Source organism: Brevundimonas sp. GW821-FHT10E09, assembly GCF_058809375.1.
Map to the genome: position 1 here is coordinate 1 of NZ_JBXASO010000010.1, position 13,523 is coordinate 13,523.

The window sequence follows — 13,523 nt, forward strand, 5'->3', positions numbered from 1 at the left end:
CCTCCTTCGAGTGCTGTTCAACACCTCACTCTGGCACATAGATGCCGTCGGGGGGCGTCCACCCCATCACCCCGAACGGCCCTTCGCAATGTCTGCGTTCTGCGGGCGACGAGGCCAATGGCCGCCTCATACCTTCGGCGGCGGGCCGAACTTGCCGGATTGGTAGTCCTCGATCGCCTGGATGATTTCCTCGCGGGTGGTCATGACGAAGGGGCCGTGGCTGAAGACCGGCTCGTTGATCGGTTCGGCGTGGCCCAGCAGGACGATGGCGTCGCTCTGGGCCGTGATCTCGACCGTGTCGCCCTCGCCCAGGGCGGCGAGGTTCCATTCGGGCACGGGGGTTCCGGCGACGGAGACCTGGCCCTTGATCGCATAGAAGAAGACATTGCGGCCGGCGGCGACCGGGGCCTGGAACCGGGCGCCGGCAGGCAGGCGGACGACGGCCAGATGGATGTCGATCAGCGACTGGATCGGCGCCTTGACCCCCAGCCATTCGCCGGACACCGGCTCGACCGTGACGCCGCCCTCGGTGGTGAAGGTCGGGATGTCGGCGGCCTGAAGCCCCACATAGTCGGGCTTGGTCATCTTCAGCCGGGAAGGCAGGTTCACCCACAGCTGCAGGATCTCCATCGGCCCGCCGTTCCGCTTGAAGTCGGCCGGCGACAGTTCGGCGTGGATCAGGCCCGAGCCGGCGGTCATCCACTGGATCCCGCCCGCCTTGATGATGCTCTCGCCCCCGCCGGAGTCGTTATGGGCCAGTTCGCCGTCCAGGATGAAGGTGACGGTCTCGAACCCCCGGTGTGGGTGCGGGCCGAACGGCAGGCCGGCGTTGCCCGGCGCATAGGTCTGGGGCCCGTGGTGGTTCAGGAACAGGAAGGGATCGACCTGGTCCAGGCCCGGACCGGGCACCGGGCGGCGCGTAGTCAGGTCGCCGATGTCGTCGCGATGGGCGGGATGCAGGCGAAGGACGGGGCGGGGCGTGATCTCGGTCATTCGTCACATATAGGGTGGCGGATTGGACATGGCGAGATCGGAGACGGGCTTGAAGCGCCGCCAGATCGGAAAAATCCAATTCCCGGCCGCCCGCGTAAATCCTCTATCCGAGACAGAGCGTGGATCGATCATGTGCAAATCCGACGGCCACGACACGGAACAGGCCACAGGCGGCAAGAATTCGCGATGTTGGTCACGGTCCGTTGACACCGTCGTTCTAGAGACACAAAAGCCTTCGCAACCGCACACGGCGATTGAATTCATTCGCTTTTGAGAACCATTCGCATGACCCAGCCCAGCCCGACCTCGGGTGGCGCCTCTAGCGACCGGACCGGTCGTTTCGTCACCCAGCCCAACGGTCACGTCACACCGCTTTCGCCCCACATCGGCATCTGGCGCTGGCACGTCACCATGGCGGCCTCCATCCTGTTCCGGGCCACCATCATCGCCGCCACGGTCGGCGCGCTGATCGTCGTCGCCTGGCTGGGGGCCCTGGCCTTCGGACCGGACGCCTATGCGGCCGCCCTGGCCCTGGCCGGGTCCCCGCTGGGCCTGTTCGTCGGCTTCGGCCTGACGGTCGTGCTGTTCTCCTTCATCCTGAACGGGACGCGTCACACGATCAACGACACCGGCAATGGCCTGACCATCAAGTCGTCCACGATCTTGTCGCGCATCGCGGTCTGGGCGCCGGTTCCGCTGGCGATCCTGTTCTGGGTCGTCCTGTTCGCCGTCGGGAGGGTTTCGCTGTGAGCGGTCAAGTCAAAGGGAACGGGGCCAGGTTCAAGAACAACGTCAAGATTTCCGAGCGCCACGGCGCCGGCGAATGGCTGGCCGAGCGGGTGTTGCTGGTCGTCGTGCTGCCGCTGGGCCTGTGGGTCGCCTCGACCGCCTTCACCCTGACGGGCGCCGGCTATGACGCCGTGCAGGACTGGTTCGCCAACCGGCTGAACGCCGGCCTGCTGGCGCTGACGGCCGTGGTCTTCTTCGGCTACGTCAGCGTGGCCTGGAAGGTGATCCTTGAGGACTATGTGCCCCAGCCGGGAACGCGCAAGGCGCTCGTGGCGCTGCTGAACCTGGTCTTCCTCGTGCTGGCGGCCGCCAGCGTCTTCTTCATCGTGCGGATGGCGCTGGGTTCGGCGCCCCTGCCCGCTGGTTTCGGAGCCTGATTAGCTGATGGCCGCTTACGAACTGATCGATCACGAATACGACGTCGTCGTCGTCGGCGCCGGGGGCTCCGGCCTTCGCGCCGCCCTCGGCGCCGCCCAGCAGGGACTGAAGGTCGCCTGCGTCACCAAGGTCTTCCCGACCCGCAGCCACACGGTCGCGGCCCAGGGCGGCATCTCCGCCTCGCTGGGCAATATGGGCGAGGACAGCTGGCAGTGGCACATGTACGACACCGTCAAGGGGTCGGACTGGCTGGGCGACCAGGACTCGATCGAATATCTGGTCCGTAACGCGCCCAAGGCCGTGTACGAGCTGGAACACTGGGGCGTGCCCTTCAGCCGCACCGACGAAGGCAAGATCTATCAGCGCGCCTTCGGCGGCATGACCCGCAACTTCGGCGAAGGCCCGGTGCAGCGCACCTGCGCCGCCGCCGACCGCACCGGTCACGCCATCCTCCACACCCTGTACGGCCAGTCGGTGCGTCGGGAAGTGAAGTTCTTCGTCGAATATTTCGCGCTCGACCTGATCATGCAGGCCCAGTCTGATGGAACTCAGGCCTGCACCGGGGTGACGGCGCTTCAGCTCGACAACGGCCAGCTTCACCAGTTCCGCGCCAAGATGGTGGTTCTGGCCACCGGCGGCTACGGCCGCGCCTATTTCAGCGCCACCAGCGCCCACACCTGCACCGGCGACGGCAACGCCATGGTGCTGCGCGCCGGCCTGCCGCTGCAGGACATGGAGTTCGTCCAGTTCCACCCGACCGGCATCTATGGCGCCGGCTGCCTGATCACCGAGGGCGCGCGCGGCGAGGGCGGATACCTGACCAACTCGGAAGGCGAGCGCTTCATGGAGCGCTATGCCCCGACCGTGAAGGACCTGGCCCCGCGCGACATGGTCAGCCGCTCCATGACCATCGAAATCCGCGAAGGCCGCGGCGTGGGCCCGAACAAGGACCACATCTTCCTGCACCTGGATCACCTGGATCCCAAGATCCTGCACCAGCGCCTGCCGGGCATTTCCGAAAGCGCCAAGATCTTCGCCGGCGTCGACGTGACCAAGGCGCCGATCCCGGTCCTGCCGACCGTCCACTATAATATGGGCGGCATACCGACCAACTATCACGGCGAAGTCCTGACGCTGCGCGACGGCAACCCCGACAGCGTGGTGCCCGGCCTGATGGCCGTGGGCGAGGCGGCCTGCGTCTCGGTTCACGGCGCCAACCGCCTGGGCTCCAACTCCCTGACCGACCTGGTGGTGTTCGGCCGCGCCGTCGGCCTGCGCTGCGGCGAGGTAGTGGACAAGGCCTCGGCCGTGCCGTCCGCCTCCAAGACCCAGACCGACGCCCACCTGGCCCGCCTGGACCGCTTCCGCTTCGCCGACGGCTCGACCCCGACCGCCGAGCTGCGCCTGTCGATGCAGAAGGCCATGCAGGCCGACGCGGCGGTGTTCCGCACCGGCGAGACCCTGCAACAGGGCACCGACAAGCTGCGGGCCATCGACGCCGCCGGCGCCGACATCAAGACCACGGATCGCGGCCTGATCTGGAACACCGATCTGATGGAGACGCTGGAGTACGACAACCTGATCGCCCAGGCCGTCGTCACCATCGAGAGCGGCCTGAACCGCACGGAATCGCGCGGCGCCCACGCCCGCGAGGACTATCCCGACCGGGACGACGCCAACTGGATGAAACACACCCTGGCCTGGAAGCGTCCGGGCGAGCAGGTCCAGATCGACTACCGTCCCGTGCACAATTACACGATGTCCGACGACATCGCGTACATCGAGCCCAAGGCTCGGGTTTACTGAGGTCGAACGCAGATGGTTCAACTCTCCCTCCCCCGCGGCTCCAAGCCGACCAAGGGCAAGGTCCACAAGGCCGCGCCCGGCTCCAAGGACGTCCGTACCTACAAGGTCTATCGCTACGACCCCGAGGTCGATGCGGACCCGCGCTGGGACGTCTATGAGGTTCCGACCGGCGACCACGGCCCCATGCTGCTGGACGCCCTGATCCACATCAAGAACACCATCGACCCGACCCTGTCGTTCCGGCGCTCGTGCCGCGAGGGCATCTGCGGGTCCTGCTCGATGAACATCGACGGGCGCAACACCCTGGCCTGCACCAAGGGCTGGGACGAGTGCGAGTCGCACAACATCACCATCGCCCCCCTGCCGCACCAGCCGGTGGTCAAGGACCTGGTGACGGACCTGAGCCTGTTCTACGCCCAGTACGACTCGATCCAGCCCTATCTCCAGTCGGACGAGCCCGACCCCGAGAAGGAACGGCTCCAGACCCCGGCCGAGCGCGAGAAGCTGGACGGCCTGTACGAGTGCATCCTGTGCGCCTGCTGCTCGACCTCCTGCCCCAGCTACTGGTGGAACCAGGAAGAATACCTCGGCCCGGCGGCCCTGCTGCAGTCCTATCGCTGGATCTCCGACAGCCGCGACGACGCCACGCAGAAGCGTCTGGACGACCTGGAAGACCCGTTCAAACTGTACCGCTGCCACACCATCATGAACTGCGCCCAGGTCTGCCCCAAGGGCCTGAACCCGGCCAAGGCCATCGCCGAAACCAAGAAGCTGATGGTTTCGCCCAGCCGGAAGAGACAGGCGGCGTGAGTTCGAACGCCGCCTGGACGGGAACGTCCGGGCGGCATTATTGCGATCCCCTTGGGAGCGAGTGGTTTGCCGGTTGCGGGGCTAACCTGCCTACGTCCGAATCTGTCGAGTCTCTCTGGCAACAGATCGAGGTCAATGCGCTCGCGACGCGGTGATCCAAGTCAACAGAACAACGGGACGTGCTAGTTTAACCATTATGTCACAGCAGCCTAACCCAGCAGCCGATCGCGTCCCTGTCGTTAAGGTGGTCGATCTGTTCTGTGGCGCGGGCGGGCTGGCCTATGGGCTCAAAGCGGCTGGCCTAGAAATCGCAGCGGGCGTGGACCTCGATCCGACTTGCCGCCATCCCTTTGAATCGAACACGGCTGGTCATTTCGAGAAAGCCAGCGTGTCCGACCTAAAGTGTGAGACTGTCGCGCGGTGGTTCGAAGGGGCTGACGTGCGTGTGTTGGCAGGATGTGCGCCATGCCAACCCTTTTCTACCTATTCGCAGAAGCGCAAGACCCCGGACGCCCGTTGGTCCCTTCTGAGGTCGTTCCTTGCACTTGCGGTCGATCTCAGGCCCGAGATCGTGACCATGGAGAACGTGCGAGGGCTCGCAGCCAAGCCGATCTGGGCAGAGTTTGTTTTGGGCCTGAAGGCGGCGGGCTACCACGTCGTCTGGGACGAAGTGAGTTGCGAAGACTTCGGCGTTCCGCAAACACGTCGTCGTCTGGTGCTTATCGCATCTATTCTCGGCCCGATCGAAATGCCCAAGAGGGCCGTGGGAGCAGTTCCGGTCACGGTGCGCCAAGCCATCTCGGCACTTCCCAAGCTTAAAGCCGGCCAAACGGATCCAGATGACCCGTTGCACACAGCTAGCAAACTGAGCGACGTGAACATGCGTCGTATGAAGGCGTCTAAGCCTGGAGGCACATGGCGCGACTGGCCCGAGGCCCTCCGCGCCGCGTGTCATCTGAAGAAATCTGGCGAAACCTATCCGTCCGTTTATGGACGAATGGAATGGGATGCAGCCGCCCCCACGATGACCACCCAATGTTTCGGGTTCGGCAACGGGCGGTTTGGTCATCCCGAGCAGGACAGGGCCATCAGTCTCCGGGAAGCAGCTATTATCCAGTCTTTCCCCGCAGGATATTCCTTCGTTGAGCCGAAGGGGCGATTGACCTTCGCCAAGGTTGGAATGTTGATCGGCAACGCCGTCCCCCCCAAGCTAGGACAGGCCATCGGCGAAGTTATCAAGTCGCACGTCTCAAGCGCTCAAACGTGCTGAAGGCCTGACTTCCCATTTCCTGCAACTCCAGCTAGTTCAGGATCGCGCAGGGCTAGGGGGCGGGGAATTGGATGGCGAAGAAAAAGGAACGGGATCCAGCTGAGATTGCCTCCGCAGAGGCCGCCATCTCAGCCGTGTCGCGACAAGTTAAGTTCACAGTTTCTGAGTATCCGATCTCGATCTACGTTTCTCGGTTCGAGGATGATGTGACCGGCCGGTTCTTCGTGCCAGAATACCAGCGCAACCTTGCTTGGAATGCGGGGCAGCAATCATCTTTTATCGAATCGCTGCTGGTTGGTCTGCCTATCCCCTTTCTATTTTTCTATCAGACACCTGATGGCCGAATGGAAATTGTGGACGGGTCCCAAAGAATGCGCGCCATGCGTGCATTTTTGAAGGAAGGGCTGCGCCTTTCGGATCTCGTGCTGCTTCCAGAATTGAACGGCTTTGCCTTTGAAGATCTCCCTCAGGATCGTCAAAACAAGCTTGAGGACGTCACGGTCAGGACCATAGTTCTGGATACGAGCACCGACCCATCTACGCGCGCGGAGATGTTCGCCCGCATCAACAAGTCCGGCACGACTGCTAACGAAGCGGAAATCCGACGAGGTTCCCTGCCGGGGCCTGTCACCGATCTTATCCGCGAGCTCGCAGAGAGCTCTCAGTTAGCTGAAGCCACCCCGATGACACAAAAGGTCGTGGACCAGCGCGAACGCGAGGAGCTGGTCACTCGATTCTTCGCCTATCTTGAAGGTTGGGAAACGCCCGAAGGACGTTTCCCTGGATATAGGGACCGCCCGAAGAAGTACCTCTACGACTTCCTGAGAGGCGCGAACGAAGCTGCTGGCGAAGACCCCTCCCTTCTTGAGCGGATGCGGAGCGAATTTTTCCGTATGCTGCAATTTGTCCAGGCGAATTTCCCTGACGGGTTCCGAAAGAACGCTAGCCACAACAGTGTCCCGCGAGTGAGGTTCGAAGCCATCGCGATCGGAACGGCGCTAGCGCTGAGAGAAAACGACAACTTGGCGCTGACCGCGGACCAGATTGCTAGTCGAATGAAGGCTCAATCGTTCGATCAGGTCGTAGTTTCAGGAAGTGCTAACGTCAGGAGTAAGCTGGAGGGGCGCATTGAGATCGTGCGCTCGCTTCTGCTGGCCGCAGGATGACTACGCTCATTACATCATTGGCGGTGAGGAGAGAGGAATTCGATAACCACTATGGGCTGGCGAGGGCGCTGGAGGATCGAATGATGCTCGAGGCCGATTCGTCATTAGGTGGCGTAAGCCTGTCCGCTCGCCATATCAACACCGTCAAGTCCGGTCTCGTCATTCATCTCTACAACATTGAAGAGGCGCTGATGACGGAATCGCTGCAGATGCTGGGAAACGCACTCGGCGAAGCGGAACCGCGCCAATGGACTGAACACTCGTTGCGGGAATGGTTGCGTGAGGCCGTAGTGAGTCGGATTTCCGAAGGAGGCGAGGATGGGCGCCTCGACACAGTCGTCGCATCCTCAACCCAGCTTCTGACAATTGCGGCGCTTGGTCCGCAAAAATTGAAAAAGCCTTCGGGAACTTGGGATGACAAGGCTATCGCGACCTTTATGAGACGCGTCAGCATGGACATCGACATGCCCGGCGAGATGTGGCGACGCCTCACCCCGCAACCGCACTATGCCGACGCGACGCCACTTCAGTTCTTGGCGGGACGGCGCAACGCAATTGCTCACGGACGGCGATCTTTTGAAGAAGGAGCGAATGACCTTCAGTTGAGCGATATCCGGGTTCTTGCTGACATCGTATTGGACTACCTCGACTACGTTGCGCGGGCTTTCCATGCACACATCGACACTAGAGCCCACCTCGTCGCGGCGGCCTGATTGAGCCGAGCGTGATCTTAGATTTCCCCACAAAATCGGGCGATCTGGCCAGTTAAATCAGGCTACGCGCCATCCCGTCGCAGGGCGTCCAGATCTAGGTCCAATGGTGCGCTGCCTTCTAAGGCCAGCAGGCAGCGGCACCAGTTTGAATGGGCCGGGGTTTTCAGCCCGTGGTGCTGGGTTTCCGTCACGCCTTGGCCGGTCGCGTCCGGGGACGCCGCCGAAGGGCGCGCGGGCGGGGCGGCGGGGATCTTGCGCCTGTCGGTCATGGGGGGGAGAATGCCACGGAGCGGCTGCGCCGTCGATCAGCGCCCTTGCACCATCCCCCCGGCTTGATATGAGCGGCGCATGGCCAGCATCACCTATATCGAGCATGACGGAACCGAGCACGTCGTTGACGTGAAACCGGGGCTTTCCGTCATGGAGGGCGCGATCCGGAACAATGTGCCGGGGATCGATGCGGATTGCGGCGGGGCCTGCGCCTGCGCCACCTGCCATGTCTATGTCGACGAGGCCTGGCGCGAGGCGACGGGCAAACCCTCGGCCATGGAGGAGTCGATGCTGGACTTCGCCGAAGAGGTCGAGCCCAACAGCCGGCTGTCGTGCCAGATCCGCGTGTCCGACGCCCTGGACGGCCTGGTCGTGCGCCTGCCGGAAAACCAGCACTAGGACCGCCCGGCCGGCGCGGGCGATGACGGCTTTGGCCGCTTGAACCGTGCGCCCGGCGCCCCATCTGGATGCAGCGGCGCGGCGAGGCCGGGCGTGAGGCGGGGGATTTCAGACGATTCAGACGATTCAGACTGTGTTTTTCCGCAGGCCGAGTCTGAATTCCGCGCGGCGGGGCGCCGCCCCGGGTCACAGCGGGTCAATTCGCCGCTTGATGCCGGCGCATCCCGTCGCCATCTGAGCCGTTACGATCCTTCGACCCAGCACGGACCCCCGACATGACCTTCGCTGACCCCACCCTGGACCCCAATCTCTCGGGCGACCTGATCAAGGAGGGCACGGACGCCTCCTTCATGACCGACGTCATCGAGGCGTCGAAGCATCAGCCGGTCATCGTCGATTTCTGGGCCACCTGGTGCGGGCCGTGCCGGACCCTGGGTCCGGCGCTGGAGAAGGGCGTGCGCGCCGCCAAGGGGGCGGTGAAGATGGTCAAGATCGATGTGGACGCCAACCCGGCCTATGCAGGCCAGCTGCGGGTGCAGTCGATCCCCACCGTCTACGCCTTCGTCAACGGCCAGCCGGTGGACGGCTTCCAGGGCGCGATCCCCGACAGCCAGATCAAGGCCTTCATCGACAAGCTGACCGGCGGCGCCGGCGGCTCGACCGAGACGGCGCAACTGCTGGAGCTGGGCGAGGAGTCGCTGGGCCTGAACGACTTCGGCGGCGCGGCCCAGGCCTTCGCCCACGTCCTGTCGATCGAGCCCGAAAACGAGAAGGCCATCGCCGGCATGGCGCGGGTCTATCTGGCGAGCGGCGATGCCGAACAGGCCGCCCAGACCATCGCCATGGCCCCCCAGGACTCCAAGGAGCCGGCGGTCCAGAGCGTGCGCGCGCAACTGGCCCTGGCGGCCAAGGCGCCGACCGGGGCTTCCGCCGAGCTTGAGGCCAAGGTCGCGGCCGACCCCGACGACCACCAGGCCCGGTTCGACCTGGCCGAGGCCCAAAGCGCGGCCGGCGACTTCAAGGGCGCAGTCGATAATCTGCTGCACATCATCCAGGCCGATCGCGAGTGGAACGACCAGGCGGCCCGCAAGCAGTTGCTGGTCATCTTCGACGCGGCCGGCGTCAGTTCCGACGTCGCCAAGGACGGGCGTCGCCGCCTGTCCTCCATTCTTTTCTCGTAGGCGCCAAAACACCGGCCTCAAAAGCCCAAAGGGCGACAGGCCAAGGAGACATGATGCCTCAAGGCTATGTTCGAGCCCTCGATCTGCCGCAGGTGATCCCGGTGTTCCCGCTGGAGGGGGCCATACTGTTGCCGCGCGGCCAGCTGCCGCTGAACATCTTCGAGCCGCGTTATCTCAACATGGTGGACGACGCCATGGCCGGGGACCGGATCATCGGCCTGGTCCAGCCCAAGGGCGGGACTCCGGCCCTGCCTGGCCTGTCGCCGGTCGGTTGCGCCGGGCGGATCACCGGTTTTGCGGAAACCTCGGACGGTCGGTATCTGATCACCCTGACCGGGGTGTCGCGGTTCCGCATCGCCGCCGAACTGCCGTCCAAGGCGCCCTATCGCCAGGTGCGCGCGGCCTTCGACGCCTATGAGGACGATCTGGCGCCCCCGCCGGAAGAGCCGGACTTCGACCGCCACGCCTTCCTCGACGCCCTGCGCGCCTACATGACCCACCGGCTGCTGGACATCGACTGGGACACCGCCGAGAGCGCGCCGATGGAGGCCTTGATCAACAGCCTGTCGATGGCCCTGCCGTTCGAACCGGCCGAGAAACAGGCCCTTCTGGAGGCCATGGGCCTGCTGCCCCGCGCCGAGGCCCTGACCGCCCTGCTCCGCATCGACGCCGCCGACGCCGGTGACGACGCGGCGCCGTCCATGCAATGACGGGCTCAAGTAGCGCGAAGCGCGGTAGCCCCCTAAAGAACCCTCAAGTAGCGCAAAGCGCGACAGGCCCAGAACAATGAGTGACGCCTTCAACACGCCCGTCTCCGTCGATCCCCGCCTGCTCGAGGTGCTGGTCTGCCCGGTCACGCGCGGCAAGCTGACCTACGACCGCGACGCGGGCGAGCTGATCTCCGTCGGCGCCAAACTGGCCTATCCGATCCGCGAAGGCGTGCCGATCATGCTGGCCGAGGAAGCCCGTCAGTTGGACTGAGCCCCAGCAGGCGACGACCCTTCACTGGCCCTGAGCGCGGCGCGCCAAACGGGCCTCAAGCAGCGCGAAGCGATAGGCCCAAGCATGACACTCAAAGTCGCCATCCAGATGGACCCGATCGAGGCCGTCGACATCGCCGGGGACACCAGCTTCCTGATGGCCGAGACGGCCCAGGCGCGCGGGCACCAGCTGTGGGTCTATGATTTCCGCACCCTGGCGCTGGAGGAGGGCCGCCTCTACTGCCGCGCCCGGCCGATCACCGTGCGACGCGAGGTCGGCAACCACGTCGACTTCGGCGACTGGGTGAAGCTGGACCTGGCCGAGGACGTGGACGTCATCCTGATGCGGCAGGATCCGCCGTTCGACATGGCCTATGTCACCGCCACCTATCTGCTGGAGACGGTCCATCCGAAGACCTTGGTCGTCAACGACCCGGCCCAGGTGCGTTCGGCGCCCGAGAAACTGCTGGTCACCGCCTTCCCCGGACTTCAGCCGCCGACCCTGATCTCGGCCGATCCCGTCGCTCTGGACGCCTTCCACAAAAAGCACGGCGAGGTGGTGCTGAAGCCGCTGCACGGCAACGGGGGCTCGGGCGTGGTCAAGCTGCGCGCCGACGACCCCAATCTGGACGCCCTGATCGAGATCCACGCCGTGGGCAGCCGCGATCCGCTGGTGATCCAGAAATTCATCCCCGCCGTGTCCAAGGGCGACAAGCGCATCCTGCTGATCGACGGCGAGCCGGTGGGCGCGATCAACCGCGTGCCGGCGGCCGGCGCCGTCCGCTCCAACCTGCACGTCGGCGGCACGGCCATGCCGGTCGAGCTGACGCCGCGCGACCTGGAGATCTGCGCCGCCATCGGCCCGACCCTGAGAGAGCGCGGCCTGATCTTCGTCGGCATCGACGTGATCGGCGACTATCTCACCGAGATCAACGTCACCTCCCCCACCGGCGCCCAGCAGCTGAAGACCTTCACCGGCGTCGACGCCACCGCCCTGATGTGGGACGTGATCGAGAAGAAGTGCGCCGCACAGGTTGTGTGATCGCCACTTGAATTAGATTTCAGTTCATGGTTCGTTCCTTCTCCGGATGGGGGGAGGACGTCATGGTCGCGCGGGTTGTCACGGTCGCCTTCGACGGGGTCGAGGCCCGGCGCGTGGATGTCGAGGTCCAGCTGGTCGGCCAGGATCAGCAGACGGTGTTCAACATCGTCGGCCTGCCGGACAAGGCGGTGGCCGAAAGCCGCGAACGGGTGCGGGGCGCCTTTGCGGGCATCGGCCTGGCGCTTCCGGCCAAGCGGATCATCGCCAATCTGGCCCCGGCCGACCTGCCCAAGGAGGGCAGTCATTTCGACCTGCCGCTGGCCCTGGCCCTGATGGCGGCCATGGGGGTGATCGCGCCGGACGCCCTGGACGGCTGGGCGGCCATCGGCGAACTGGGGCTGGACGGCCAGATCGCGCGGGTCGGCGGCGCCCTGCCGGCCGCCGTCGCCGCCGACGCCATGGGCCTGGGCCTGATCTGCCCAGAGGCGACGGGGCCCGAGGCGGCCTGGGCCGGCGGGGCCCGCATCCTGGCGCCGCGATCCCTGATCGCCCTGGTCAATCACTTCAAGGGAACCCAGGTCCTGCGCGCGCCGGAGCCCGGCCCGCTGGCGACCGGCGGCGTCGCGCCCGACCTGCGCGAGGTCAAGGGCCAGGAGGGGGCCAAGCGGGCGCTGGAGATCGCCGCGGCGGGAGGGCACAATCTGCTGTTCGTCGGCCCGCCGGGATCGGGCAAGTCGATGATGGCGCAACGCCTGCCGGGCCTGTTGCCGCCCCTGACCTCGCAGGAACTGCTGGAGACCTCGATGGTCTGGTCGGTCGCCGGCCTGATCGAGCGCGGCGCCCTGACCCGGGATCGGCCCTTCAGAAGCCCGCACCATTCAGCCTCGATGGCGGCCCTGACGGGCGGAGGTCTGCGCGCCAAGCCGGGCGAGGCTTCGTTGGCGCACAACGGAATCCTGTTCCTCGACGAACTGCCGGAATACAGCGCCCAGGCCCTGGATTCCCTGCGCGCACCGCTGGAGACGGGCGAGATCGTGGTGGCCCGCGCCAACGCCCATATCCGCTATCCGGCTCGGTTCCAGCTGGTGGCGGCGATGAACCCCTGTCGGTGCGGCATGGGCGGGGCCGGGCGCGGCGCCTGCGGCAAGGCTCCCCGCTGCCAGCGCGACTACCAGAACCGCATCTCCGGCCCCATGTTCGACCGCATCGACCTGACGGTGGAGACCCCGCCCGTCACCGCCGCCGACATGACCCTGCCCCCGCCGGCCGAGGGGACGGCCGAGGCCAGGGCCCGCGTCGCCGCCGCCCGCGCCATGCAGGAGGACCGGGTGCGCGACGCGGGGCTGGATCCGGCCCAGGGGCTGAACGCCCGCGCCTCGGGCGACACTCTGGATCGGTTCGCCACGCCTGACGAGGCGGGCCGGATGCTGCTGATGCGGGCGGGCGAGGCCGGGGGGCTGACCGCACGGGGCTGGACCCGCACCCTGCGCCTGGCCCGCACCATCGCCGACCTGGACGGCTGCACCGGCGTGCTGCGGCGCCACATCGCCGAGGCCCTGATCTATCGCCGCACCACCGTGGGGGCCGAGGCCGACTTCGACCGACGCCAGGCCCAGCGGGGCGAGGGGTCCGAGATCCGGGAAGCGACGGCGGAACAGGCGCCCTTCCTCTATTCGTGAGAGGGACAATCCTTAACCCGCCGCCCCTATATTGCGCGGCCTACGGA

14 protein-coding genes are annotated in these 13,523 nt (G+C 65.6%); 13 read left to right on the top strand and 1 reads right to left on the bottom strand.

Annotation, left to right across the window (positions count from 1 at the left end; genetic code table 11):
* Positions 1–126 precede the first annotated feature (126 nt).
* Entirely contained in the window at positions 127–993 is an 867-nt protein-coding gene (locus AC1RSI_RS10475; RefSeq protein ID WP_492322586.1) for a pirin family protein, read from the bottom strand.
* A gap of 285 nt (positions 994–1,278) precedes the next feature.
* Between AC1RSI_RS10475 and sdhC the strand changes: the two genes are divergently transcribed.
* The 13 genes from sdhC (at position 1,279) to AC1RSI_RS10540 (ending at position 13,476) form a co-directional block, all read left to right on the top strand.
* On the top strand, positions 1,279–1,743 hold the full coding sequence (sdhC, locus tag AC1RSI_RS10480) for a succinate dehydrogenase, cytochrome b556 subunit (RefSeq protein WP_081836258.1): 465 nt from the start codon (positions 1,279–1,281) through the stop codon (positions 1,741–1,743).
* A complete protein-coding gene (gene sdhD / locus AC1RSI_RS10485) occupies positions 1,740–2,159 on the top strand; it encodes a succinate dehydrogenase, hydrophobic membrane anchor protein (RefSeq protein ID WP_035310655.1) in 420 nt (139 codons plus the stop codon). Before sdhC ends, sdhD begins: the two co-directional genes overlap by 4 nt.
* Before the next feature lie 7 nt (positions 2,160–2,166).
* Complete coding sequence (sdhA, locus tag AC1RSI_RS10490; RefSeq protein ID WP_492322587.1) at positions 2,167–3,966, top strand: succinate dehydrogenase flavoprotein subunit; 1,800 nt, start codon at positions 2,167–2,169, stop codon at positions 3,964–3,966.
* Positions 3,967–3,978: 12 nt separating this feature from the next.
* Positions 3,979–4,776, top strand: a complete 798-nt coding sequence (locus AC1RSI_RS10495) for a succinate dehydrogenase iron-sulfur subunit (protein ID WP_035310651.1) — start codon at positions 3,979–3,981, stop codon at positions 4,774–4,776.
* 244 nt (positions 4,777–5,020) lie between these two features.
* The gene (locus AC1RSI_RS10500) at positions 5,021–6,046 is read left to right on the top strand and encodes a DNA cytosine methyltransferase (protein ID WP_492322588.1); all 1,026 of its coding nucleotides are present in this window, start codon (positions 5,021–5,023) and stop codon (positions 6,044–6,046) included.
* A gap of 71 nt (positions 6,047–6,117) precedes the next feature.
* Entirely contained in the window at positions 6,118–7,212 is a 1,095-nt protein-coding gene (locus tag AC1RSI_RS10505; protein WP_492322589.1) for a DUF262 domain-containing protein, read from the top strand.
* Positions 7,209–7,925, top strand: coding sequence for an MAE_28990/MAE_18760 family HEPN-like nuclease (locus AC1RSI_RS10510; protein ID WP_492322590.1), 717 nt, complete (start codon positions 7,209–7,211; stop codon positions 7,923–7,925). The genes AC1RSI_RS10505 and AC1RSI_RS10510 overlap by 4 nt, the downstream gene beginning before the upstream one ends.
* A 348-nt stretch (positions 7,926–8,273) precedes the next feature.
* A complete protein-coding gene (locus AC1RSI_RS10515; protein WP_008259676.1) occupies positions 8,274–8,594 on the top strand; it encodes a 2Fe-2S iron-sulfur cluster-binding protein in 321 nt (106 codons plus the stop codon).
* A gap of 275 nt (positions 8,595–8,869) precedes the next feature.
* Complete coding sequence (locus AC1RSI_RS10520) at positions 8,870–9,775, top strand: tetratricopeptide repeat protein (protein WP_492322591.1); 906 nt, start codon at positions 8,870–8,872, stop codon at positions 9,773–9,775.
* 53 nt (positions 9,776–9,828) lie between these two features.
* Positions 9,829–10,485: an LON peptidase substrate-binding domain-containing protein gene (locus tag AC1RSI_RS10525; RefSeq protein WP_369733966.1), complete on the top strand. Its 657-nt coding sequence runs from the start codon at positions 9,829–9,831 to the stop codon at positions 10,483–10,485.
* Positions 10,486–10,561: 76 nt separating this feature from the next.
* Positions 10,562–10,756 carry a Trm112 family protein gene (locus tag AC1RSI_RS10530; RefSeq protein ID WP_008261770.1) on the top strand — a complete coding sequence of 65 codons (195 nt, stop codon included), beginning with the start codon at positions 10,562–10,564 and terminating at the stop codon, positions 10,754–10,756.
* 84 nt (positions 10,757–10,840) lie between these two features.
* The gene (gshB, locus tag AC1RSI_RS10535) at positions 10,841–11,797 is read left to right on the top strand and encodes a glutathione synthase (RefSeq protein WP_492322592.1); all 957 of its coding nucleotides are present in this window, start codon (positions 10,841–10,843) and stop codon (positions 11,795–11,797) included.
* Between the two features lie 62 nt (positions 11,798–11,859).
* On the top strand, positions 11,860–13,476 hold the full coding sequence (locus AC1RSI_RS10540; protein WP_426025834.1) for a YifB family Mg chelatase-like AAA ATPase: 1,617 nt from the start codon (positions 11,860–11,862) through the stop codon (positions 13,474–13,476).
* The last annotated feature ends 47 nt before the right edge of the window (positions 13,477–13,523 follow it).

Bases quoted from the DNA above. Each gene is read 5' to 3' on its own strand.
- AC1RSI_RS10530 (WP_008261770.1), top strand. From the start codon at position 10,562: ATGAGTGACGCCTTCAACACGCCCGTCTCCGTCGATCCCCGCCTGCTC.
- AC1RSI_RS10540 (WP_426025834.1), top strand. From the start codon at position 11,860: ATGGTCGCGCGGGTTGTCACGGTCGCCTTCGACGGGGTCGAGGCCCGG.
- AC1RSI_RS10520 (WP_492322591.1), top strand. From the start codon at position 8,870: ATGACCTTCGCTGACCCCACCCTGGACCCCAATCTCTCGGGCGACCTG.
- AC1RSI_RS10515 (WP_008259676.1), top strand. From the start codon at position 8,274: ATGGCCAGCATCACCTATATCGAGCATGACGGAACCGAGCACGTCGTT.
- AC1RSI_RS10475 (WP_492322586.1), bottom strand. From the start codon at position 993: ATGACCGAGATCACGCCCCGCCCCGTCCTTCGCCTGCATCCCGCCCAT.
- gshB (WP_492322592.1), top strand. From the start codon at position 10,841: ATGACACTCAAAGTCGCCATCCAGATGGACCCGATCGAGGCCGTCGAC.
- AC1RSI_RS10505 (WP_492322589.1), top strand. From the start codon at position 6,118: ATGGCGAAGAAAAAGGAACGGGATCCAGCTGAGATTGCCTCCGCAGAG.
- AC1RSI_RS10510 (WP_492322590.1), top strand. From the start codon at position 7,209: ATGACTACGCTCATTACATCATTGGCGGTGAGGAGAGAGGAATTCGAT.
- sdhA (WP_492322587.1), top strand. From the start codon at position 2,167: ATGGCCGCTTACGAACTGATCGATCACGAATACGACGTCGTCGTCGTC.
- AC1RSI_RS10495 (WP_035310651.1), top strand. From the start codon at position 3,979: ATGGTTCAACTCTCCCTCCCCCGCGGCTCCAAGCCGACCAAGGGCAAG.
- sdhC (WP_081836258.1), top strand. From the start codon at position 1,279: ATGACCCAGCCCAGCCCGACCTCGGGTGGCGCCTCTAGCGACCGGACC.
- AC1RSI_RS10525 (WP_369733966.1), top strand. From the start codon at position 9,829: ATGCCTCAAGGCTATGTTCGAGCCCTCGATCTGCCGCAGGTGATCCCG.